Origin of the sequence: Thermoanaerobacter siderophilus SR4 (genome assembly GCF_000262445.1) — a bacterium.
GTDB lineage: Bacteria > Bacillota > Thermoanaerobacteria > Thermoanaerobacterales > Thermoanaerobacteraceae > Thermoanaerobacter > Thermoanaerobacter ethanolicus.
Window position 1 is genome coordinate 317919 of record NZ_CM001486.1, and the last position, 24740, is coordinate 342658.

At 34.4% G+C, this 24740-nt stretch carries 15 protein-coding genes, 6 pseudogenes and 1 other annotated feature; of the genes and pseudogenes, 8 read left to right on the top strand and 13 right to left on the bottom strand.

Features of this window, described 5'->3' with window-relative positions; all coding sequences use genetic code 11:
- Both addA and addB read right to left on the bottom strand, forming a co-directional pair.
- Entirely contained in the window at positions 1–3693 is a 3693-nt protein-coding gene (gene addA, locus THESIDRAFT1_RS01565; protein WP_006569303.1) for a helicase-exonuclease AddAB subunit AddA, read from the bottom strand.
- Positions 3671–7131: pseudogene (gene addB / locus THESIDRAFT1_RS01570) on the bottom strand (helicase-exonuclease AddAB subunit AddB). Before addB ends, addA begins: the two are co-directional and overlap by 23 nt.
- 159 nt (positions 7132–7290) lie before the next feature.
- On the opposite strand from addB, the gene THESIDRAFT1_RS01575 reads away from it, so the two are divergent.
- On the top strand, positions 7291–8286 hold the full coding sequence (locus tag THESIDRAFT1_RS01575) for a sodium:calcium antiporter (protein WP_006569305.1): 996 nt from the start codon (positions 7291–7293) through the stop codon (positions 8284–8286).
- 74 nt (positions 8287–8360) lie between these two features.
- Positions 8361–8415: a sequence feature (sodium ion sensor (DUF1646 type); this cis-regulatory element may regulate processes involved in with the transportation of sodium ions), on the top strand.
- 74 nt (positions 8416–8489) lie between these two features.
- A pseudogene (locus tag THESIDRAFT1_RS01580) lies at positions 8490–9538 on the top strand (DUF1646 family protein).
- Positions 9539–9540: 2 nt separating this feature from the next.
- Here the strand turns inward: THESIDRAFT1_RS01580 and THESIDRAFT1_RS01585 are convergent.
- From THESIDRAFT1_RS01585 to THESIDRAFT1_RS14505, 10 genes and pseudogenes are all read right to left on the bottom strand, one after another.
- Complete coding sequence (locus THESIDRAFT1_RS01585; protein ID WP_006569307.1) at positions 9541–10269, bottom strand: fumarylacetoacetate hydrolase family protein; 729 nt, start codon at positions 10267–10269, stop codon at positions 9541–9543.
- Between the two features lie 174 nt (positions 10270–10443).
- Positions 10444–10749, bottom strand: coding sequence for a bacteriohemerythrin (locus tag THESIDRAFT1_RS01590; RefSeq protein WP_425274148.1), 306 nt, complete (start codon positions 10747–10749; stop codon positions 10444–10446).
- Between the two features lies 1 nt (position 10750).
- Positions 10751–11158, bottom strand: a complete 408-nt coding sequence (locus tag THESIDRAFT1_RS01595; RefSeq protein WP_006569309.1) for a bacteriohemerythrin — start codon at positions 11156–11158, stop codon at positions 10751–10753.
- 117 nt (positions 11159–11275) lie between these two features.
- The gene (locus tag THESIDRAFT1_RS01600) at positions 11276–12451 is read right to left on the bottom strand and encodes an ABC transporter permease (protein WP_006569310.1); all 1176 of its coding nucleotides are present in this window, start codon (positions 12449–12451) and stop codon (positions 11276–11278) included.
- Entirely contained in the window at positions 12448–13140 is a 693-nt protein-coding gene (locus tag THESIDRAFT1_RS01605; RefSeq protein ID WP_003869075.1) for an ABC transporter ATP-binding protein, read from the bottom strand. Before THESIDRAFT1_RS01605 ends, THESIDRAFT1_RS01600 begins: the two co-directional genes overlap by 4 nt.
- 3 nt (positions 13141–13143) lie before the next feature.
- Positions 13144–14955: an efflux RND transporter periplasmic adaptor subunit gene (locus THESIDRAFT1_RS01610; RefSeq protein ID WP_006569311.1), complete on the bottom strand. Its 1812-nt coding sequence runs from the start codon at positions 14953–14955 to the stop codon at positions 13144–13146.
- A 90-nt stretch (positions 14956–15045) separates the two neighbouring features.
- Positions 15046–16415: pseudogene (locus THESIDRAFT1_RS01615) on the bottom strand (MATE family efflux transporter).
- A 1-nt stretch (position 16416) separates the two neighbouring features.
- Positions 16417–17585 (bottom strand): annotated as a pseudogene (locus THESIDRAFT1_RS01620) (DNA polymerase IV).
- Between the two features lie 18 nt (positions 17586–17603).
- Positions 17604–18074 (bottom strand): tRNA (uridine(34)/cytosine(34)/5-carboxymethylaminomethyluridine(34)-2'-O)-methyltransferase TrmL, encoded by a 471-nt coding sequence (gene trmL, locus THESIDRAFT1_RS01625; RefSeq protein WP_003869071.1) that lies wholly within the window; start codon positions 18072–18074, stop codon positions 17604–17606.
- A gap of 430 nt (positions 18075–18504) precedes the next feature.
- Positions 18505–18618, bottom strand: coding sequence for an OadG-related small transporter subunit (locus THESIDRAFT1_RS14505; protein ID WP_003869070.1), 114 nt, complete (start codon positions 18616–18618; stop codon positions 18505–18507).
- Positions 18619–18809: 191 nt separating this feature from the next.
- Between THESIDRAFT1_RS14505 and THESIDRAFT1_RS01630 the strand changes: the two genes are divergently transcribed.
- Complete coding sequence (locus tag THESIDRAFT1_RS01630; RefSeq protein WP_006569313.1) at positions 18810–20087, top strand: transposase; 1278 nt, start codon at positions 18810–18812, stop codon at positions 20085–20087.
- Positions 20088–20291: 204 nt separating this feature from the next.
- Here THESIDRAFT1_RS01630 and THESIDRAFT1_RS01635 read toward each other — a convergent pair.
- A pseudogene (locus THESIDRAFT1_RS01635) lies at positions 20292–21400 on the bottom strand (sodium ion-translocating decarboxylase subunit beta).
- Positions 21401–21734: 334 nt separating this feature from the next.
- Between THESIDRAFT1_RS01635 and nikR the strand changes: the two are divergent.
- The 5 genes and pseudogenes from nikR to THESIDRAFT1_RS01660 all read left to right on the top strand — a co-directional run bounded on the left by nikR (position 21735) and on the right by THESIDRAFT1_RS01660 (position 24726).
- On the top strand, positions 21735–22160 hold the full coding sequence (gene nikR, locus THESIDRAFT1_RS01640) for a nickel-responsive transcriptional regulator NikR (RefSeq protein ID WP_004400304.1): 426 nt from the start codon (positions 21735–21737) through the stop codon (positions 22158–22160).
- Positions 22161–22172: 12 nt separating this feature from the next.
- Positions 22173–22865: a cobalt transporter CbiM gene (gene cbiM, locus THESIDRAFT1_RS01645; protein ID WP_006569315.1), complete on the top strand. Its 693-nt coding sequence runs from the start codon at positions 22173–22175 to the stop codon at positions 22863–22865.
- Positions 22862–23170 (top strand): annotated as a pseudogene (locus THESIDRAFT1_RS13155) (PDGLE domain-containing protein); the annotation flags it as partial. The gene cbiM and the pseudogene THESIDRAFT1_RS13155, both read left to right, overlap by 4 nt.
- Entirely contained in the window at positions 23171–23986 is an 816-nt protein-coding gene (cbiQ, locus tag THESIDRAFT1_RS01655) for a cobalt ECF transporter T component CbiQ (RefSeq protein ID WP_039929460.1), read from the top strand.
- A gap of 11 nt (positions 23987–23997) precedes the next feature.
- Entirely contained in the window at positions 23998–24726 is a 729-nt protein-coding gene (locus tag THESIDRAFT1_RS01660) for an energy-coupling factor ABC transporter ATP-binding protein (protein ID WP_006569317.1), read from the top strand.
- Positions 24727–24740 lie beyond the last annotated feature (14 nt).

Below are 24740 nucleotides of genomic sequence, written 5' to 3' on the forward strand. Positions count from 1 at the left end.
TTAATATTCCAGAATCATTCCATTAAAGAAGAGGTAAATATATTTTTCTTTGACTCTTTTGCCAGTAATCTTTTCTAAAGCCTTTGCATAAAGATCTATCTGCACTTTATATTTTTCTTTTATTTCCTCCATCATTTCCTCTGTCACATAATCCGTCTTGTAATCAATAAGGATTATTTCTCCCTCTTCTTCAAAAAAGCAGTCAATAATGCCTTGCACAGCTATAAATTCATTTTCGTATTCTTCAGGCAAATCTTTGTAAACTTCTGTACTTTTAATTTTTATATGGAAAGGCACTTCCCTTTTTACATTTTGAGAACTTAACATTCTCCTTCCAAGAGAAGCTCTAAAAAATTCTTCAATTCTTCTTATGTCTATCTCTTTAGACTGTGCTTCTGTCAAAATCTCTCTATCCACCATATTCTTAATTTGCTTCTTTATGCCTTCTACACTCAAATCCCCATTTAAATCTAATTTTTGCATGACAAGGTGCATAGCTATACCTTTTTCGGCTGCAGTAAGTCCTTTTTTCTTTTCTAAAAAGGCAGGGATTTTAAGGACTGTTTTTTCAAATATTGAAGTAGTGTCCTCATCTATTACTTCTTCGTTTAAAATTCTTTTAATTTCTGTAACAGAAAGTTTCGCAGGCAAATGGCAGGCTTTTTCATAAAGATATACATAATTTAAACGCCTTGTCACTTCATCATAAAATTCACTGCTAGGGCTATCTAAATCTAAGTTTTCAAGCCTTTGCAATAAGTTTGTCTCTTCCTCAACCTGTTTTTTATCAAAAATCACATCTTTTTTATTCCAAATCCTTACCTGCCACTGTGAGCTATCCTCTTCCACAGCCACATATTGTACCTGTGCAAAATCCCTTAAAGGTTTTAAATCCGCATGCTTTATAACAGCAGGACCTATCCAATCTATATAACTTTTACCTTTTAAAATTTCATACTCAGGCACCTTACTCTCCAACATAGCAATATTGCACCATTTTTTCACTTTTTCCTTTATGTCTTTAACACTTCCAACTAATATTAACTTTTCTTTTGCCCTTGTCAAAGCAACGTACAAAACTCTCATCTCTTCAGAAAGGCTTTCTAACTTTATTTTGTTTTTTATTGCCTCTTTCACAATGCTGGGATAAGAAATTCTTCTTTTGAAGTCCACAAACTCAGGGCCTAATCCTAATAAATGATGGTACAATACGCTTTGACTTAAATCCTTTAAATTAAACTGTTTACCTAACCCTGCCACTATAACTACTGGAAATTCAAGACCTTTACTTTTGTGTATACTCATTATCCTGACCACATTTTCATTTTCTCCTACTATTTTAGCACTTCCCATATCGCCACTGCTGACTTTGAGGCGGTTTATAAAATTGATAAAGTTAAACAGCCCTTTAAAACTTGTTTCCTCGTACTGCTTTGCCCTTTCAAACAAAATCCTCAAGTTTGCCTGCCTCTGCACTCCTTGAGGCATTGCCCCCACATAGGCATAATAACCAGTGTCTTGATATAAATACCACAAAAACTCATCCACCGGCATATAAATGGCTTTCTCTTGCCACTTTTTCAATGATTCTAAGAAACTTTTAGCTTTTTGCCCTAATTCATCCTCCCTTTGTGATACCTTTTTAAGTGCTTCATATATAGCTCTATTAGGCTCTTCTAACCTTATGTCAATTAATTCTTCTGGGATAAAGGAAAAAATAGGAGACCTCAAAACTGCCAACAACGGAATATCTTGCATTGGGTTGTCTATCACCTGAAGGAGGGATATTATAGTCTTTATCTCCGTTGTTTCAAAGTATCCCGTTCCTGTGTCCGCAAAAGCAGGAATACCGACATTTATAAATTCTTCTAAAAATACAGGTGCCCATCTTTCTGTAGCCCTCAAAAGTATTACTATATCCCTATACTCAACAGGCCTATAATTTTTGAGGTTTTTATCATAAACCATAAAGGTATTTTTCTCATTTTGTGTAACTAATTCCTTTATCCTTTGAGCTACCACCCTTGCTTCTACTTGTATGTTGTCAATAATCTCTTCCTCTTCTTCCCCATAAACCTCTAATTCTTCCTCTTCAGGAGTTTCATCATTTTTCTCTATCAAATGTATTTCCACAGGTCCACCTACAATGGCATCAAGAGGAGGTGTTCCAAAATCTGCTCCACAATTTAACTTCTCTTCCTCTGTATAATCTATCTCCCCTACATTCTTAGACATTATTTTTTTGAAAATGAAATTTACCGCATCTATGATTTGGGGTCTGCTTCTGAAATTTTTATAAAGCAGTATCTTTTTATTTTTATCTTCCTCTTTTGAAGAATAAGTATTGTACTTTTCAAAAAATATATAAGGATTTGCCTGCCTAAACCTGTATATGCTCTGTTTTACATCTCCTACCATAAACCTGTTAGGTGTGTCTTCTCGGGCTATAGTGCTTAGTATAACTTCCTGTATTAAATTAGAATCTTGATATTCATCCACAAAAATTTCTTGGAATTTTTCTCTATACATCAAAGCTGCCTCTGAAGGCTTCACATTCCCGTTTTCATCGACTTGTGTCAAAATTTGCAGTGCAAAATGTTCAATGTCATTAAAGTCTATAATGCCTTTTTCCCTTTTTTTATCAGTATATTTTTTATCAAAAAGTAAAATCAAATCCACTAAAGCCTTCATGATAGGGTACAAAGCTTTAATTTCTTTTTCAATCTTTTCTATGTCATCTGAAAAAAACTTATTTCTTATCTCCTTAATTTTAGCTTTAACCTCATTTCTTATTTTTGTCACTTCATCTTTTACTTTAGGGTCTGCATCTTTACCTGCTCTGGGAAGTCTATCAAACTCTATGGCATTTATCTGTTTTCTAAATTCCTCCCAATTTTCACAATCTAGAAGTTTTTCCAAGCTTTCCGCCTCTATTTCAAAATTATCAAGATAACTTTGTAAACCATTTTCACCATGAAGTTTATCAATTGCCACATACATTCCATTTAAAAGCCCTGACATTTCTACTTTTAAACTGTCTAATATTACTGCCGCCCATTGTGAATTCTCAAAATGAAAATCCTCTTTAACTTCAAAGCTTAATAACACATCTCTTAGCCATTTTTCAGGCCAGGGAAGTGATTTTACAAAATCGTACAATTTTAAAAGAATATCTACAAGGGGTTTATCGTCCCTTGTGCCTCCATAACTTTCAACCAATGTCAAAAAATCTTCATTATCCTCTTTTTGATATAATTCCTCAAAAAGCTCCTCTGCCGCCTCTAATTTTAAAAGTAAAGTTTCTGTATCATCCCCTATTCTAAAGTTCGGGTCTAAATCTATGAGAAAAAAGTTATTTCTCACTACTTCCAAGCAGAAGGAGTGAATTGTGGTGATTGTAGCTTTGTTAAGTAATGTTAGCTGATTGCTAAGCCGCCTGTCTTCCGGATTTTGGTCTAACTTAGAAATCAACGCTTCTGCTATCCTTTCTCTCATCTCAGAAGCGGCAGCATTTGTAAAAGTAACAACTAAAAGTTTATCAATATCTACAGGATTTTTGTCATCCGTGACAAGTTTTATGATTCTTTCAACTAAGACAGCCGTTTTGCCAGAGCCTGCACCTGCTGCCACCAAGAGATTACTGCCCCTTGTATTTATAGCCAGCTGTTGTTCATAAGTCCATTTGGTTTCCATCTGACTTCACTTCCTGTTCCAATATACTCCATATCTCCTCAACATCTTTACTCTTTATAACCCTGTACTCATTCCCTTTAAAATTCGTTTCAAATTGGCAGACAGAAGAGTAAGGGCAATATTTACAAGGAGTTTCTTTATCTTTTTTATATGGAGAAATTGAAATGTTTCCCTCTAACATCTGTTCGCTGAGACGTTGTATGGTCTTTTTGACGTGCCTTCTCAACAATTCAAACTGCTCTTTTGTGGCTCCTTTGGTGTTTTTGCCTACACTCCCGTCTTTATTGATTGTTGCTGGAATTATATAAGAAGTACCTTCAATTGATTTGTCCATCTCTTTTATGATTTGAGCATCATTTAAAACAAGCCCTTCCAATCTCAACTTTTTAAAAATTTGCATTTGCAACTCTTCATCTGATATATCTTTATCTGCCTTTATAATCGGGTCATCTATTTTTAAGTAGAATATGCCAGCCGGATTTAAATTTGTGTTTCCGTTTATTGCACTTTCTAATATAGCATCTAAATATATCAAAAGCTGAAGTTCTAAACCATAAAACACATCTGAAAGGTCTAAAGTTTTGTTGCCAGACTTGTAATCTATTATCCTTATATAGGCTTCATCCTCTTTTTCAAATATATCAACCCTGTCTATCCTCCCTATGAGATTTATCTCCTCACCGTTTGACAGCACAATCTTTATAGGAGGATACTTTTGGTTATCGCCAAAAGCAACCTCATGGTCTAAAGGCACAAAAGAACTTCTCTTTATATGCTCAGATACCACCCATACCGCATTAGAAAGCACTCTTTTTAACCTTTCAGCAAGATATTTGTATCTGGGACTGCTGTTTAAAATATATCCTGGTATTTTTTGTATCATGTCATCCACAATAATAGCCACAGCCTCATCGCACCACTCTCTGTCAATATCCTGCCAAGTAAGTCCTTCTTCCTCCAATGCCTTTGAAAATCTGTCAAGGACATTGTGCATAAAGGTCCCTAAATCAGGAGGCTCGAAACTAAATATTTTCCTTTCTTTCGCTTTAAGCCCGTATTGGACAAAATAAGCAAAAGGACAAGCTGCGTATTTTTCAAGTCTGGATACGCTAAAATACATTTCATCCCCATACAACTTTTTTACCTTGTGGGCAGGTACTTTTTCAACCTGATTAGTGTAATAAAGTCCTTCTAAAGCCCTTGTCAATTTCGGCTTCCATGATTCACTTTTAGCATACCATTTATACACATCCAACCACAGAGGATGCATTTTATTTGTAATATCCCATTTTTTAACTGCACTTACCATTTCATTAAAAGTAGGTGAAGGTGTTGATACGCGATTTAAATTTTCCTCTGCTGTATCCATCTCTACCACGTTGCTAAACTGCTTTATTTTAGGAAAAATCTTTTTCAAGCGGGAAATTATTATAGAAGGTCTTAAGCTTTTCCCTTCATGGTCAGCAATGGGATAGCTTATCTTTAAAAATTTACTTGTGGAAGTCAGAGCAGTGTAGACTAAAAATTGCTCTTCAAATATTTTAGTCTTTGTATCTCTGTCTAACTCCACATTGTGGGAAGCTAAAATTTCCCTATCCCCATCTGTCAAAATTCCTTCCTCAAAAAGAGAAGCAGGAAATATACCATCATTTACGCCGATTATGTAAAGGGCTTTTGCATTGTGACTTTTCATCCTATCAACACTGGTAACCAAAACTTCATCAAGAGTAGGAGGAATACTTCCAATTTGATATTCATCAAATCCTATGCTGAGTATCTTCGCAAACTGCTCTGCTGTAACTTTTTCCTCCCCCATCACTTCTACCATTTGGTCTAAAACATCTACAACAATATCCCAAACCTGTGCGTATTGATTTGCCGTGTCAAATTCCTTCTCTTCTTTGAATTTTTCAATTAATTTTTCAATCTTTTGAGGCAATTTCATTTCAACTAAAAAGTCATACAAAGTGCCACAAGCTTCTTTAATATTCTTTGATTTAGAAAATTTTTTATAAAAATCCTGTAAGGGAGTTGCGATTTTTCCTTTTATCTCATTCACTCTCTCTATTATCTCTTTTTCATCTTCCTCTATTGAAAGTCTATCAAATCTGTAATTTAACCTGTAATTCCAAACTTCCTCTTTCCATTTATCTCCCTTTATACCGTTAGCTAAAACATAATTCTCAATAAGGTTTATGTCCTCTTTTTCTAAATCTGCAAAACCTGTCTTTAGGTATCTAAAAACAGACTCATAAGACCATCTTTTTAAATGAATGTCAAAAAGAGAGGTTATAAAAACGATGATGGGGTTGTTTTTATTTCTATCTTTAGGTCTATAAAATAGGGAATTCCATATTGAGAAAATATAGCTTTTATGAGTTTATGATATCTATTTAAATCGCGAGTAGCTACCACAATGTCAGAATACCTAAACCCCTCATCTCTCACTAATCTTATGATATCTCTTGCAGTCTCTTCAACTTCGCTATAGACATTGACAGCCTTAAATATGCTTATATCCTCTGTTTCTTTTAGATATACTTTGTAAGGGTAGGAAAAGAGATGTTTTTCTATAAAACTTAGTTCTTCACTTTCTTTAAATCTCTGTGGAATCCCTATATTCAAATTTACTGGTTTTTCATAGGATATATTATTTCTTTGACAAATCTCTAAAAGTTTGCTTTCTGTCTTTTTAGTGGTGTAAAAAAGGTCTGTAGTATCAATTTCAGCAGAGATATTAGAAGTGTCCATACAGAGAGTAATATTTACTCTTGATGCTTTTTTTAAAAGCTTTTCTATTACCCTGTACTGCTTTGGCGTAAAACCCGTAAAGCCGTCTATCCAAAATTCCGCTCCTTCAAATTGAGAAGAATATTCGATTTTCTCTGCCAAAAGAGTCAACTCATCCTCTTGGTCTATATAATTTTGGTGTAAGCTCTCTTCAAATTTAGAATATATTAAACTTATGTCTTTTAGTTTTTCTCTTAATCCTAAATTATCTATTGTTTCAGTTATCTCTAATAACTTTTCAGGAGTCACTTCAAATCTTTTAAGCTCTGTTATAACTTCTGAAACTTTTTTGATAAAACCCTGCTGCCTGGAGGCTTTAGAATAAACCTTAAGGTCTTTTTGTATGTCTTCTATTATTTTATAAATAAGCATTGACCTCCCGCAGGATTTCATGTGCTGACGGGTAAGGCCTCCAACTTCTGTAAATACCCTATTTGCCAAAGTCTTAAAACTCAAAACTTGTGCCCTTATCTTTTCATCTTTTTCAATTGTATTTAAAAGATATTTTTCTGCCTCAAAGGTAAATTGTTCGGGGACAAGTAGTATAAGAGGGTGGGATTTTCCATCATTCAATTTTCTCTTTATATCATTAAGGCAAAAGGCAGTCTTGCCTGTACCTGCTCTTCCATATATAAATCTTATGCTCATATCGTCCACTCCTTTAAGCGAAAGGACATCTAATATAAATGTTACCACATTATTGATGTTTGGTGAAGAGACTCAAACTATTGAATTATTTTCTCGTTTTGTGGTACAATACATTACTGTAAATGACCTAAAACACTACCCACAAAGGAGTTGTAGAAGTTGACACAAGATATAGTGATGTTGCTTTTTAGTCTCGCCTTTATACTTCTTTCCTGTATCTTATTTACAAACTCAGTAGAATGGTTTGGAAAAAAGTTAAACTTAAGTCAGGGAGTAGTGGGAAGTATTTTAGCTGCTGTAGGCACCGCACTTCCTGAAACAATTATACCAATTATCGCTATACTTTTTTATGGAGGAAGAGAGGCAAGTCAAATAGCCACAGGTGCTATTTTAGGAGCTCCCTTTATGCTTTCTACCTTAGGATTTTTGATAACAGGTGCTGCCATCATAATTTATTCCCTTTTTGGAAAAAGAACGTTGAAAATGAATGCAAATAAAAAAGTGTTTCAAAGAGATTTGACATATTTTATCTTAGTATACGCAATAGCAATTTTCGCTTCTATCTTTAATCAAGTTAACGAAATTAGAATATCTGCAGTTATATTGGTACTTTTAGCATACGCTTTTTATGTAAAACGTACTTTTTCAGATGAACAGCAATTGGATGAAAATATAGGAACTCTATACTTTTCAAAGTTTTTAGGAGTAAAAACTAATTTACTCTGGATAACCAGTCAATTAATTCTATCTCTTTTAGGAATAATTTTTGGCGCTCACTTGTTTGTAGGATATGTAAAAGATTTGTCTCACATGATGGGAATTTCACCTTTAATACTCTCAATTGTCATAACGCCTATTGCAACAGAACTGCCTGAAAAGCTCAATTCTATTGTGTGGGTAGGACAAAAAAAGGATACTCTTGCACTTGGAAATATAACGGGGGCGATGGTGTTTCAGTCTTCCATACCAGTTACTATTGGTATACTGTTTACGCCATGGAACATCACAGGAATAGCTTTTTTAAGTGCCATGTTAGCTTTAACTTCAGCTATTTTAAATTTAATGTGGATAAATATTAGAAAGTCAGTTAATCCTTTTGTGTTGATGTTTGGAGGAGTATTATACGGAATATTTTTAATCACTGTACTCCATTAATTTATATCTTCATCTCTGTTGCTTATATAAATACCTGTATGTTATAATTTTAATAAAGTAAATAAAGTTTTTACGGTTGGCAAGTCTTATGACTTGTTCAAGAACTTTCGGCTTCTTGGGTGGGAAGCTCATCTTAAAGGTGAGTTTTTCCACCTTTTATTTTACAAAATAATACAAATAATAATGTAAAAGGAGGATGGATTGTGGTCATTGTTGCACTCTTAGTAATATTATTAATGATCCTAATTTTGCCTCTTGTAAATAGGCATATAGAACACAACATCGAATATTTTCTTTTTGCAATGGGAGTTGCTGCAGCATTTGTATCAGGAGTATTTTCTTATGACCTGATAGCTCACATATTTAAAAATCATCTTTTGTATTTAATAACAGCAGCCGTATTTTTATCAGGACTTTTATTTGAGATATTTAAAGATAAATTTAAAAAATTTATAGGAACAGTAGTAACTCATATTCCGCTTAAAATATTTGTATTTTTAGTAATTATTATCCTTGGCTTGACAGCCAGTATAATTACAGCCATAATAGCCTCAATAATATTAGTAGAAATAATTCACTTGTTGCCCTTAAAACACAAAGACAAAGTGGTGATTACTGTCATTGCCTCTCTTTCAATAGGCATGGGTGCTGCACTAACACCAATTGGCGAGCCCTTAGCCACAATAGTAACCTCAAAATTAAATGAAAGCTTCCTTTACCTTTTTACTACCTTAGGCATTTACATCATACCAGCTGTATTGGCTTTGGGCTTTTTGGGTTTACTTTATATTAATAAATTAGAGAAAAGTAGTCTCATTATGGAAGAAAATTATGTGGAAGAAGCAGAAGAAATTAAAAAAATTGAAAGATTTCAATTTATCTTTATTCAAGCATTTAAAATTTTGTTTTTATTCTGGCATTGGAACTTTTAGGTGCAGGATTCAAACCTATTATTGATAATTATATAATTCATCTTGATAGCCGACTTTTATACTGGATAAACATGACCTCAGCAGTTCTTGACAACGCAACACTGGCAGCAGCCGAAATAAGCCCTGCTATGACAACAGAACAAATCCAAGCAATATTGATGGGGCTTCTAATAAGTGGCGGCATGTTGATTCCAGGAAACATACCTAATATCATATCAGCAGGAAAGCTGAATATAAAAAGCCGTGAATGGGCTTTGGTAGGAATTCCTCTATCTTTAATTGGTTTAGTTATATATTTTATCATTCATTTTGTAGTCTGATTTTATTTTACTCTATTTGTTAATTTACCTATTCCCTCTATTTCAATAGTTACAACGTCTCCAGGTTTTAAAGGGCCAACGCCAGAGGGTGTTCCCGTCAATATGACATCGCCAGGGTTTAGCGTCATTATGTGAGATATAAAACTCACAAGTTTTGGAACGCCAAATATGAGATGTCTGGTGTTACTTTTTTGCTTTACTTTATCATTTACATATGTAATTATGTCCAAAGAAGATGGGTCTAAGTCTGTCACAATCCAAGGGCCTATGGGCAAAAAGGTATCAAAAGACTTCGCTCTTGTCCATTGACCATCTTTTGCCTGCAAATCCCGCGCAGTTACATCGTTAGCTATCGTATAGCCAAGGACATAATCTAACGCATCTTTTTCAGACACATTTTTCGCTCTTTTGCCTATTACAACAGCCAATTCCCCCTCATAGTCAACCCTCTCTGACATCTTAGGAATAACTATAAAATCATCAGGGCCAATAACTGCTGTTGAAGGTTTTATGAATAATGTCGGTTCCTCCGGCTCTTTGTCCCCCATTTCCTCTATATGATCCCTATAATTTAACCCTACACATATAGCTTTTGTAGGCAGGCAAGGAGGCAAAAGCTTTACTTCCTCCAAGTTGTAAGAATAAAAGCCTTCACTTCCAAATGCAATAACTTTATCCCCTTCAATTATTCCATATTCATTCAACGCTTTATCTATTCTCACAAGCCTCACAATAAAACCCCCTCAAACTTGATTTAAAAATATTTTATCATATAATCTATGATAAAAAAACAGCCTGCATTTACAGGCTCAATTACATTTGGCTTTTTATGTACTCTCCTAATTTTTTATCTACTTTGCTTATATGATTTAGCACCCAATCTACTAAAGTCCTATTAACAGTCATCAAATTAGTGAGCGTAGGACCTTCTTTTTTATTTTTTCATCCAGTTCATTAACTTCTTTAATAAAATTGTCATGAATTTGTTTATGTATTTCATACTCAGGATATTTATACTTTTTCATCAGCTCTTGTTCGGCGCTAAAATGTGTTACAGTATACTTTTTTACAAATTCCATTGCTTCCTCAACTTTTTCCTTGCCTCTTTTTTGATTGTATGACTCTAAAAGGTCATTAATTCTCCTTATCCACTCTTTGTGCTGCTCATCAATATAATCATTTCCTACAGACAAAGACTCTGTCCATTTCATTTTAAAAATCCCCCTTTGCTTTTCTTATATGTTCGCCCACCTTTTTATCTACTTTGCTTATGTGATTTATAAGCCAATCCACCAGCGTTTTATTGACAAGCATTATGATTGATAAGTTTATGCCTTCTTTCTTTATTTTTTTGTCTAACTCGTCCACTTTTTTAACAAAATCCTCATGTATTTTTTTATGTTCTTCATAGGAAGGATATTGGTATTTTTTCATGAGGGCTTCTTCATCGTTAAAATGTTTAACTGTGTAGTCTTTTAAAAATTTCATCACTTCTTCAATCTTTTCTTTACCTTTTTTCTGGTTGCAAGCCTCCAAAACATCATTTACTTTTTTTATTAACTCTTTATGTTGGCTGTCAATGAGTTCATTTCCAACTGATAAAGATTCAGTCCACTTCAATTACTCTCTCCTCCCGATTTTATCATTAACTACATTGTAAACTTTTATCGACAAAAAAGCAATATTAAAAAGGACAAACTCTTAAGTAAAACTAAGAAATTTGTCCTTTTTTGTATTTTACTCGTACCTTAGAGCTTCAATTGGATTTAAATTGGCAGCTTTATTTGCAGGATATACGCCAAAGAACAATCCTACAATTACTGAGAAGGAAAAGGATATTAATACTGTAGAGAGAGAAGGCTTAGCATTTATATTCATAGCTGAGCCTAGTACCATCGACAATACGTATCCTACTATAATTCCCACTATTCCTCCTAATCCGCTTAAAGTTAATGATTCAATTATAAACTGAAGTAATACATCTTTCTTTTTGGCTCCTAATGCTTTTCTTATCCCTATCTCTCTCGTCCTTTCAGTAACAGATACAAGCATTATGTTCATTATGCCTATTCCACCGACTAAAAGGGATATTCCTGCAATTCCTCCAAGGAGCAAGCTCAATGTAGCAGTAACACTATTTACTGTAGATAAAATTTGTGATTGATCAATTATTCTAAAGGCATTTGTATCGCCTTTAAATATAGTTAGCAGTTTGCTGTTTATTTCGTTTTTAGCGAGTTCAACGGTATCTGGGCTTGTAGCTTCTATATATATTTGTCTTATGTCTCTATTTTTCGCAAAGTAGAACATTGTTTTAAGGGGTATAAATATTGAATCATCATCAGAACCTGCAATTGAAGAACCTTTTTGTGACAAAATACCTACTACCGTGAAGTTTTGGCCATTTAATTTTATAGTCTTGCCAATAGGATCAGTAAAGCCAAAAAGCTCTCTCGCTACATTGCTGCCAAGAACTGCTACCCTGTTCCTTCCTTCATCATCCATTGGCAAAATGAATCTGCCAGCTGCTACTTGTATATCGCGTATTGATTGATAATCTCCATTTACTCCATTTACCGTTGTGTTGTCCACTGAATTATTTCCGTACATAGCCGTTACACTGGTAGATATGACCGGAGAGATAGCAGCTATAAAGTTTGAGTCTTTTAAAACAATGGCTTGGTCATAAGTTAAAGAGCTTTCTCCCCCTCTCCCCATTACGTTTACCATTATGAGGTTTGAACCCATACTCTGTATCTGAGAAGTAACACTTCTTGTAGAGCCCTGGCCTATACTTACTAAGGCTATAACAGCTGTGACACCTATTATAATCCCCAACATGGTGAGAAAAGACCTCATTTTATTGCTTAAAATACTGCGTATAGCTATTTTCAAAGCTTCTACATATCTCACGGTGTTACCACCTCGTTTTCTAAAATACGCCCATCTTTTATTCTTACTATTCTTTTGGCTTGTGCAGCTATATTAGGGTCATGAGTTATGAGTACTACTGTATTCCCTCTCTCGTTTAACTCTTTTATTATTTTCATTATCTCACTACCACTTTTTGAGTCTAAGTTTCCCGTCGGCTCATCTGCCAATATGAGATGGGGATTGTTTGCTAGCGCCCTTGCTATTGCTACTCTTTGCTGCTGACCTCCTGATAATTCATTAGGTCTATGGTGCATCCTTTCCTTAAGTCCTACCATCTCTAAAAGCATCTCTGCTCTTTGCCGCCTTTCTTTCGTAGGTACACCTTTGTATATCATAGGCAATTCCACGTTTTCTAAAGCCGTCATTTTTTGAAGCAAATTGAAATTTTGAAAAACAAACCCTATTTCGCTACATCTTAAATCTGCTAATTGATTGTCAGAAAGTTTGCTTGTGTCTATGCCATTTAAAAAGTATTCTCCAGAAGTTTTTACATCTAAGCACCCTATTATATTCATTAAAGTAGTTTTACCTGAACCTGATTGACCGACAATTGATACAAATTCTCCTTTTTCAATGTCAAGGTTTATACCATCTAACGCTCTTACTTCATTTTCTCCCATTTTGTAAATCTTTGTTAAATTCCTTATTTTTATTAAAATGTTATCCATCATTTACCTCCCTGTGGAAGTGTTATTTTGCCCTGTCCCATTAAAGCTTCTGCCTTGGTAACTACCACCTTGATTAGTCATATTCCTGTTGAAATTGCCTTCTGGCCTAAAGCCACCCATTATACCAAAAGCACTTGGATTGCGGTTATTTGCGTTTGTTGAGGAATTAAGTGTTGGAATTAATACTTTGTCTCCCTCCTGTAAACCGCTCACAATTTCTATAAAGTTGTCGTTGTAAATACCTGTTTCCACAAATCTTATGTTGTTCCTGAAAAAGTTCCCGTTATTAGTGCTATTGTTAGTGCTATTGATATTTTGATTTTTTAAATCGTCTGTATAGAGTATTACGTATTTTCTATTTCCGTTTGTCTGAACGGCTTGTATTGGAAGTATTAAAGCATTTTGTTTTTCTGCAACAATTATTGAAACATTCATTGACATGCCTAACATTAATCCTTCGCTTGGATCGACTTCAATAATTACGTTGTAAGAAGAAACTCCATTTTGTATTGTTGGAAGTTGTGACACTTCTGAAACAGTACCTGTAAATGTTTTGTCTGGTAAGTCATCTGTTGTAATTTGTGCTTGTTGCCCTACTTTTATGTGCTTTATGTCTGTTTCGTCCACTGAAAGGTTAATGATGTATTTGTTGTTGTTTGCTATTACCGCAGTTTCTGGTTGACTCTCATAAGTAGATAATTGCGTTATATCTAAAACGGGCACAAAACTCGATTGCTGTGATTGGCTATTTGTATTGCTTATGTTAGTGCTCGCTACAGAAGTACCTAATATATCTCCTTCGTTTATGTTCTGGCTAATGATCTTCCCATCTATAGGAGAATAAATTTTTAAGTCGCTGATTTGCTGTAAAATCTGATTGTAGTTGTTTTGTGCTTCCATAACTTTTAATTTGTCATTTTCTATCTGCATCTGCAGATTGCTTATGTTGTCTGATGAAAGTTTTATTAAAAGCTGTCCTTTCTTTACACTTTGCCCTTGAGAAATATATATTTTATCTACCGTACCTGATGTTTGCGCTGTGACATTGACTGTGTTTTTGGCAGTTAACGTGCCATCTTCTAATGCTGTTTCTATTCCGTTATCTGTGTGTATTGATACTTGTACCCTCATTCCATCGCTTAATGCCCCCGGATTGTCAAGCCCTACTGTTACATAGTAGTATTGCACTGTATTATTAGGAACCGGCTGCTCTGAAACGTATTCAACAGTACCTGTTACAGTTGTAAATGAGTCGTATAAAAAAATATCCGCCTTTTGCCCAACTTTTATATTCTTTATTTGAACACCATTGAAAGGAACTTTTACAGTAACATGGGAGTAATCTGCAATGGTTGCAACAGGTGTCCCAGGTGTGACATTCTGTCCTTCTTTTACAAGTATACTGTCTATAATTCCGCCAGAAGGAGAAGTTATGTTTAAATTTGCAATGCTACTATTGTAGTTCTGTGTGTCTTGATTTAGTTGCTGCTCAGCTAAGTTAAGGTTTATTTTTGCTTGTTCCAGCTGATTGTTTAAATCGTCATCTTCAATTTCGTATAATAGGTCTCCTTTCTTTACAGTGTCTCCTACCTTAAAATGCACTTTCTTTACTGTTCCACTGCCTTTTAGCGTAATTGCTCTTACATCACCACTTAAGTTTCCTGTCCCAGTGACTTTCATAGAAATATTACCGCGAGTAACTGTAACATACGAAAGCTGCTGGGATTGTGATGATTTTGCCCTGTTTACAAAGTAAAAAGTGACAATTCCAATGATTAATACTGCAACAATCACATATAAATATTTCCTCTTCATAAATCCACCTCTTCTAAAAATTGATGTTATAATTAAAATAGCAGAAAAATGTTATACAAAAATTAAGAATATGTGATGAATTTATGTAGTTTACACTTTAATATATTTCCACCTGCCCGCTTTAAATCTATAGCTATACATTACTGACCTTACAACAAAGTCGATACATATACCAATCCATATTCCATATACTCCCATACCAAACACTTTACCAAGAATATATCCAATAGTCACTCTAAAGAGCCATAATCCAATAAAAGCCGTGAGAACAATATAAGGAATATCGCCTGCAGCCCTTAATACTCCTGCCATGACATTTAATATAGCAAGCAAAGGTTCCACAACAGCAAAAATCTTTATAATATCAGAAGCTATTTTTATTACAATAGGATCAGTAGTATAAAGCGCTGCAAGCTGCTTTGAAAATATAAACATAAAAACACCTATAACAGAAATTACAATAACAGCAATGTTTCTTGAAACTTTTGCGTATATTTCCGCTAACATAAAATGTTTTGCACCAAGACTCTGTCCCACTAAACTGGTTGCCGCTATTGAAAATCCAAATATAGGCATAAAAGCAAGACTATTAGCATTCATACCTATTTGATATACAGCAATTGCAATAGTCCCCATTGTGGAAACGATAACTTGCATTACAAGGAAACCACCTTGCATTATTACCTGCTCTAAAGAAGCTGGTATTCCTACTCGTATAATCCTCATCATCATGTTAAAGTCAAGTCGAATCTTTTCTTTTATATCAAGATTAATTCGCCTTTTGCCAAAATATAAAACATATAATTGCAAAAAACCTCCTATTATTCTTGAAATTGTAGCAGAAAGTGCAGAACCTTTTACTCCTAAAGGAGGTATTAAATATCTACCGTGATAAGTCACTCCAAATACAAGTGTGCTATTTAACAAAAGATTTATCACATTTACTGTAGCAGTTATGTACATTGGGGTTTTGGTATCCCCTGCACCTCTTAAAGCCCCGCCTATGATGATATCAATTATCACAAAAGGTAGCCCAAAAAGCACTATTCTATAGTACATTAAAGCCAATTTAAAAACATCAGTGGATACACTTCCAAAGAAGGTTTTAACAATAGGTACTGCAAAAATATAGCCCAAAGTAGTGAGTCCTATAAAAATAGCAATACTCATAATAAGTGACTGCATAACTGCAAGGCGAGCCCCTTCTTCGTCTTCTTCACCAATAAGCCTCGCTACAATTACTGTGGAACCAGTGGCAAGCCCTGAAAAAATTGCTTGAAAGAAAAAATAAGGGAATTAATCATCCCAACAGCCGCAATTGCACTGGCACTTATTCGACCTACAAATATAGTTGACACCATTCCAACTGTCATTATAAGCATTTGTTCTGTTATAGAAGGCCAAGCCAATTCTATAATTTCTTTAGCAACATTGCGCTTATGCCTCTCTTTTGCTTCCAATTTAATCCCTCCGTTGCTTCGTTTCCTCATTTAAAAGTTCACTTGCTTTTTTCACTACTTCCTGCCCCATCTTTTTATTTATTTCTCTAACTACATTTTCTGCCTTAATAAATTTAATAACCCTTTTATCCAAAAAGGACAATTGCTCATATTTTACTGCACTCAAGTTAGAAACAGATAGACCAATAAGCCTTATATATTGGTCTAATTTTAGACTTTCAATAATTTCGTAGGCTACATCGTATATGTCCTCACCTAATCGTATATATTTATTTAATGTCTTGCTTTTGGTGTGAACTGCAAAATCTGGTGTCTTTATCTTAACAGTAACCGTTCTGGCATAAAGTCTCTCTCTAACTAATTCTTCCGATATTATGTCGGAAAATAATTTCACATAATGAAGTAAAAGCTTTTTGTCCTTTGTATCCTTTTCCAGTGTTTTTTCCTTCCCTATAGACTTAATCTCTCTCATAGTTTCTACAGGCCTCTCATCAATGCCCCTAATTCTATTATATATCTCTAAACCCAATTTCCCAAAAATCTCAATAAGACTTTCCTGTGATAGTTTCAAGAGGTCATCTATTGTATTTATTCCCATAGCTTTAAGTTTTTGCTCGGATTTTTCTCCTATCCCATAAACTTTGGAAACGGGAAGTGGTTTTAAAATGTCGGGAATCATATCTTCTGTTATGACCATAAACCCATCTGGTTTATTCCAATCTGAGGCAAGTTTTGCAAGAAATTTATTATAGGAAACTCCTGCAGAAATAGTAAGTCCTGTCGTTTCCTTCACTTTCTTTTTATTTCCAGGGCAATAATCTCTGGATTTTTGTCAATATATGTAACATCAAGATAGGCTTCATCTATAGAAACAGGTTCCACTAGAGGAGTTATACTGTACAGGATATTAAAAATTTGAGCTGAAACCTCTTCATATCTTTTTCTCCTTACAGAAAGAAAAATACCGTGTGGACATAGCTTCCTCGCCATGTACATCGGCATTGCAGAATGTATTCCGTACTTTCTTGCCTCATAGGAGCAAGTTGAAACTACTCCTCGTTCCGACAAGCCGCCTATAATAACAGGTTTTCCTCTATATTCTGGATTATCATGTTGTTCTACAGATGCAAAAAAAGCATCCATATCAACATGGATAATCTTCCTCTTCATAATCATCCCTCAATTTTTTTATTTCATATTAGGAAAACCCAGTTGTCTCAAGGCCTCATATAGTACTATAGCTACAGAGTTGGACAAATTTAGAGACCTTGTAGATATCACTTCATGCATTGGTATCCGTATACAGTCTTCGTAGTATTTTTCAATCAACCACTTAGGAAGTCCTGCAGTTTCTTTCCCAAAAAGTATATAAGAATTGTCTTCATATTTTACTTCATGATAATACTTTTTAGCCTTTGTGGTAGCAAGATAAAACTTTTTCCCTTTGTTTTGTTCAAGAAATTGTTCGAGATTATCGTAAACAGTAAGGTCTAAAAGAGGCCAGTAATCTAAGCCAGCTCTTTTTACGTATTTTTCGTCTATACTGAAACCTAAAGGTTTTACAAGATGAAGCCTGCTGCCTGTAAGCACACAAGTTCTTGCAATATTCCCTGTGTTTTGTGGTATTTCAGGTTCAACAAGTACTACATTAAGTGGCATCACCAAAACCTCCATGCAGTAACAACTTTACAATTTTATTATATCACAAGGAGTATATAATTAAAAAATTAGCAAAAGTTTTGTGTGTGTAAAAAATTAATAGGTGAATAATATGCTGACATTTTGCACAGTTCGCTCCAGTGATATCGCAGGCTAAACTAACGCTCGACCTCAGACTCCAGCGGGGTTCCTACGTCAGGTGGCATCCTTGCCTCATGTCCCGCCTCCGCCATTCTTGGCTTCGGCCCCGCTTCCGTCTTTCGGTCTCGCTAAGTTTCCCGGCACTCAACTGAACGGGCTGGTCCTTTCTCTTATTCTCCTTTTTTAACATTTTCGGTTGAGTGCCGGGCTGTCAAGTCGCTTCTCTTGTGCAAAATGTCAGCAGCATTCCCTACTTAAATTTTACACGAACAAAATTTTTATTGCTTATCTACTCATTAAATATTTTCACTAAAACTTTAATCAACACAAAAAATATGACTAACATCAAAAAAGTCACGCCAAACCCAACAGTGGCAATTTTAATTAAATTAAACAAGTTCATTTTGTTCACCTCTTTAAAATTACATAATAGACTTGTGCAAAATTCAGAAGCCTTAATTTAAGCCATTCTACAGACATACTTTTTTCCTATCACTCTTGAATTTTTTATCTTTTATGTAGGATTTCCCCTCCCATTTGTCGAATTATTATATATACACTATAAAAAATTTTTTAAGAAGGAGGAAATCCTACATGTACCAGCTTCAATTACTTTTAAATATACCTGAACTCTTTACCTCTCAGTCTAAAATTGATTTCTATTCTTCTATGTTTGAAAATCTTGACCTGTCTTCAATACCTGAATTCCCTTCCTCTAGTCCTGGCCGTAAGGGTTACTCTCATCATGCACTTTTTAGAGCTTTTATTGTCATGAAAGCTGAAAGATTCGGCACAATTTCTGACCTTTTAGATTATCTCCGCAATAATCTTATCATTGCTCATCTTTGTGGCTTCGACATTTCTAAACCTCTTCCTTCTTATTGGACTTTTCGCCGTTTTATTAATGACTTCTCTCATGATTATTTGACCTCTATTTTTCAAAATCAGGTCAATATCCTCAAAAATATGGGTATTATCTCCGGTGAGTTTATTTCCATGGACTCTACCCCTATTAAAGCTAACACTAAGTTAAATAACCCTAAGTCTTTTTCTAAAAATAAATTCTCTAAAGATAATCAGCCTAAGTCTGATAAGGATTGTAAATTAGGCGTTTATTCTGCTTCTAACGATTCTTCTAATAAACGCTATAAGTTTTATTGGGGCTATAAAAATCACATTATTGTTGATGCTATCTCTGGTTTACCCATCGCTGAAACTACTACCCCCGCTGATGCCCCTGATTTTGAAGTCGCTTTATCTTTGCTTGAGAAGACTAATAAGTGGTTTAACCTTAAGTATGTTAATTTTATTGCTGATAAAGGCTATGATGTTAAGAAACTTTATAATTATGTTAGAAATATTCTCCACGGTCATTGCTTTATTCCTCTTAACAAGCGTAATTCTAAAAATCCCCCTCTGACTGATGATGGTTATATGGTCTGTGAAGCGGGTATTAAAATGCTTAAAGATGGCAAGCAGTATTTTGATGGTTTTATTAAGCAAAAATTTGTTTGCAAGTTCTGTAATTCTAAGGATGATTCTGCCTGCCCTATAAAGCATCCTAAATATTTTAATGGCAAAAAGCATAGAGGCTGTACTAAGTATGCTATTATATCTTCTGATTATAGGTCCTCTATTAATAGAGACTCCCTATATTTTAAGGCCGTCTACAAATTGAGAATTGAATCAGAAAGATATAATTCCCGCTTTAAAGCTCTGGATTTTGAAAAGGCTTATGTTAGAAATATTAATTCTGTGAGCAACCTTAATACTTTTGGCCATATTACTTTGCTTACTGTCGCTATTGTAGCTATTAAATTGGGCAAATATGATGAGTTTAGATCTCTTGTTGCTTTGATGCAATCGGCCTAATTTTTATTGAATCTATTTCATGCCATTTTTTAACATTTGACTTCTACAGGATATTTATGCCCTTTTTTAGCTCCTCTTTTTGTCTTTTCTTTTCCCTTACCACTTCCTTTATGTTTGATTGTCAGTGTTGATTACTATATATTGTATGTAATACATATTTTGGTTTTTGATTATGATTATTTTAATTAATTTTGCACATCCCTATTACATAATAGAACTTACAAGTGCTATTACAATACCTCCTGCTATGATAGAACCTAACTGACCTGCAACATTTGCTCCTACAGCCTGCATTAAAATAAAATTTGTAGGGTCTTCTTTTTGGGCCATTTTCTGTATCACACGAGACGACATTGGAAAAGCTGATATTCCAGCAGCTCCTACCATTGGATTGACTTTATTTTTTAAAAACAAATTTAAAAACTTTGCAAACAATACTCCTCCTGCTGTATCAAATATAAATGCTATAAGTCCCATTCCAAATATCAAAAGAGTTGTAGGTGTCAAAAATTTGTCGGCAGTCATAGTAGAACCTATTGTTATCCCAAGTAAAAGTGTCACAAGATTGGCAAGTTCATTTTGTGCAGCTTTTGAAAGCCGTTCTACTACCCCACTTTCTCTTATGAGGTTGCCAAACATCAAAGAACCTACAAGAGGAACACTAGTTGGTACTAAAATTCCTGCAACAAATGTCACTGCTATTGGAAAAAGTATTTTAGCTGTTTTTGAAACTTCATTCATGCGCAAATCCATTCTAATTTTTCGTTCTTCTTCACTGGTAAGCATTTTTATCACAAAGGGCTGGATTATTGGAACTAATGCCATATACGAATAAGCTGCAACTGATATAGGACCCAAAAGCTTTGGTGCAAACAAATTAGCTACATAAATAGATGTAGGGCCATCTGCAGCGCCAATTATGCCTATAGCAGCTGCTTCTTTTAAATTAAAGCCCAGCATATGCGCAAAAATTATAGTTAAAAATATTCCTAACTGCGCTGCTGCGCCAAAAAATATCATTAACGGTTGCTTAAGAAGTGGTGAAAAATCTACCATTGCCCCAACTGCAATAAAAATAAGAATAGGAAAAAGTTCTGTACTTATTCCAGCGTTGTATAGAATTGTAAGAAAACCATTTTCACCTATAGCAGATGAAAACGGAATATTGGCTAGTATTATGCCAAACCCTATAGGCAAAAGTAACATTGGCTCGTATTCTTTTTTATCGCAAGATATATAAGGATACCTCCAATGATAAACATTATAATATGGCCTGGTGTAAGATTTAATATACCTTCTATAAAAGTGTTCATTATCTATACTCCCTTCTTTTGTAAATATAAACAAAAAAGACCCTTATAGTGGTAAACACTATAAAGGTCTTGCTCAAACTCCGCATGGAGTTTTTGACCTGCCGGAGAAAATCTCTCGTGCTGACGGCAGGTCAAACCACAATGTGTGGCAAGCTACTCCCCTTTATTTATTTTATTATATATTAAATCGTTATCACAATCAACTTTCAAGTTCATTTTATAACCTCAACATTAAAGCAATATTAATTGAAAATTAAACTAAAATTAATTTTTAAATTGACTCCGCCATAAAATAGTGCTATTATTTTTAAGAAGATGACACCATTTTAGGGGAGTGATAAGTCTGGAAGAAATAATACGTTTTGGAGTTTCAATGGAATCAAAACTTCTTTATCAATTTGACGAGCTTATAAAGAAAAAAAACTACAACAACAGGTCCGAAGCCATAAGAGATTTAATAAGAGATTTTATAGTGGAAAATCAGTGGGAAGCAGAAGATGCAGAGACCATTGGAACAATTACATATGTTTTTAATCATGAAGTGAGAGAAATAAGTGACAAACTGACAGATATGCAACACAAACATTATCAAAACATAATCTCAACAATGCACGTACACTTGGATAAGCATAATTGCCTCGAAGTAATGGTAGTAAAAGGCACTGCAAAGGAAATTACAAAAATTGCAGATGAAATAATAAGCACAAAAGGGGTAAAACATGGAAAATTAGTAATGACAACAACAGGGGAAAATTTGTAAGGGGGAATTTTTATGCACATACCAGAAGGATATTTAAGTCCTCAAACCTGCGCCGTTATGGGTGCTGCTATGGTACCAGTGTTGACAGTTGCAGCAAAAAAAGTCAACGAAAGTTTTGACAAAAAGGACGTTCCTGCTATGGCAATAGGGTCAGCTTTTGCCTTTACAATAATGATGTTTAACGTGCCAATACCAGGAGGTACAACTGCCCACGCAATTGGCGCCACACTGCTTGCAATAACTTTAGGACCTTGGGCGGCAAGTATATCTCTTACGATAGCCTTATTTATTCAAGCATTGCTTTTTGGAGATGGAGGAATTTTGGCTCTCGGAGCAAATAGCTTTAACATAGCATTTATAGCTCCTTTTGTGGGATACGGAATTTATAAACTTATGTTGTCACTTAAGTTAAATAAAGTCATATCATCTGCTATAGGGGGATATGTAGGAATAAATGCTGCAGCTCTTGCTACAGCAATAGAACTTGGGCTTCAGCCATTGCTTTTCCATACAGCAAATGGAACACCACTATATTTTCCTTATGGATTAAACGTAGCAATACCTGCAATGATGTTTGCTCATCTTACGGTAGCTGGTATTGTAGAAGCTGTTATAACAGGTCTTGTAGTATATTATTTACAAAAAGTAGACGAAGAAAATATATTATATAAATTCTCATATAAGCTTAGAGGTGATAATAGATGAAAAAGTTCTACATTGCAGCTATAGTTATAATACTTCTCACTCCTCTCGGACTTTTAGCTCCTGGTTCGGCATGGGGAGAATGGGGCTTAGATGAAATAAAGAGCATGATAGGATATATACCTGAGGGAATGAACCGATTTTCAGAAGTTATAAAAGCAATATTACCCGATTACAGTATACCAGGATTTGATGCTAATTTCTTTCAACAAGCTTTAGGTTATATTTTTTCAGCAGTTGTAGGAATTGCAGCTATTGTATTGATATTTGCAATATTAGGGAGGATTATGGGAAAACCCCAGAAAAAAATGGATAGCTTTTTAGAAAAGACAATCTTAAGTATACAAAGTGTATTTGAAGACATGTTTTATTCTGATGCAATTTCTGTTAAAAAAGGTATTATGCAGTCTCTTGATACGAGGATAAAACTTATTTCTATTTTTGTATTACTCATTATAGTTAATTTTGGAAAGACAATACCTTTTATGACCATATTTCTTATTTATACATTTTTGTTGGCTTATTTTTCTAAAATACCTTTAAAAGCATATGTTGTGAGGGTATCAGCAGTCTCAATATTTTTTACAGGTATTGTCCTGATACCTTCACTTTTTAATGTAGTAAAAGAAGGACAGCCTTTAGTATATTTCACAAAAAATTTTTATATAACAAAAGAGGGATTAGAAAGTGCTATTGTTTTTATGATGAGGTCATTTATATCTTTATCTTTTGTGTATATATTAGCTCTATCAACAAAATGGGTAGAAATATTAAAAGCATTGAGAGTTTTTAAGCTTCCCCACATTTTTACTGCTACACTTGAAATGGCCTTACGTTACATCTTTTTGCTTTTAGAAATTGCTATAAACATGTTTCTCGCAAGAAAAAGCAGAAATGTCGGGAAAAGTGATAGTAGTGAAGGAAGAAAATTTGTCGCTTCTGCTATGGCAAATGTTTTGATAAGGTCTCAACAACTGAGTGATGATGTTTACAATGCTATGGTTTCGCGGGGTTACAAAGGAGAATACAAAACAATAACTACTTTTAAAATAACTTTTTATGATTATATATGGATAGGTTTTAATATAACTTTTTTATCCATCTTGTGGTATATCCACCCATAAGGAGGTGTAAATTGAACATAGTATTTGAATTAAAAAATGTCTATTACTCTTACAATAAATCAGTTCCTGCTTTAATTGACATAAGTTTTGAAGTAAAAAAAGAAGAAAAGTTAATTCTTCTAGGTGCAAATGGCAGTGGAAAATCCACTCTTTTAAAATTGATGGACAAATTAATTTCTCCTGACAGCGGTGAAATATGGGCATTTGGCAAATTGCTGGGGGATAAAAAAACTTTTGATGAATACGAATTTAGAAAAAAAGTAGGCTTTGTGTTTCAGGATTCTGATGTACAACTTTTTAACACTACCGTTTTTGACGAAGTAGCCTTTGTACCACTTCAAATGGGCTTAAAAGGCAATGAAGTCCAAAAAATAGTGGAAGAAACTCTTATTTCTTTTGGAATTGAAAAATTAAAAGATAGGCCCCCTCACAGGTTAAGCGGCGGAGAAAAGAAAAAAGTCGCATTAGCGTCAGTCATGGTAATAAATCCTGAAGTTTTGCTTCTTGACGAACCTACAAATGGCCTTGACCCACGGTCAAAAAAGTGGCTTTTGGGAAAACTACAAGAATTAAACAAAAAAGGCACCACGATAGTCATTGCAACTCACGACCTTGACATGGCAGCAATACTTTCAGACAGGATAATAGTGCTAAACGAAGACCATAGAATAGAAGCTATAGGTAAACCTGAGGAAATTCTTAATAATGAGGAGCTTTTGCTAAAAACCAATCTGATTTGATAAAAAAATAGAGT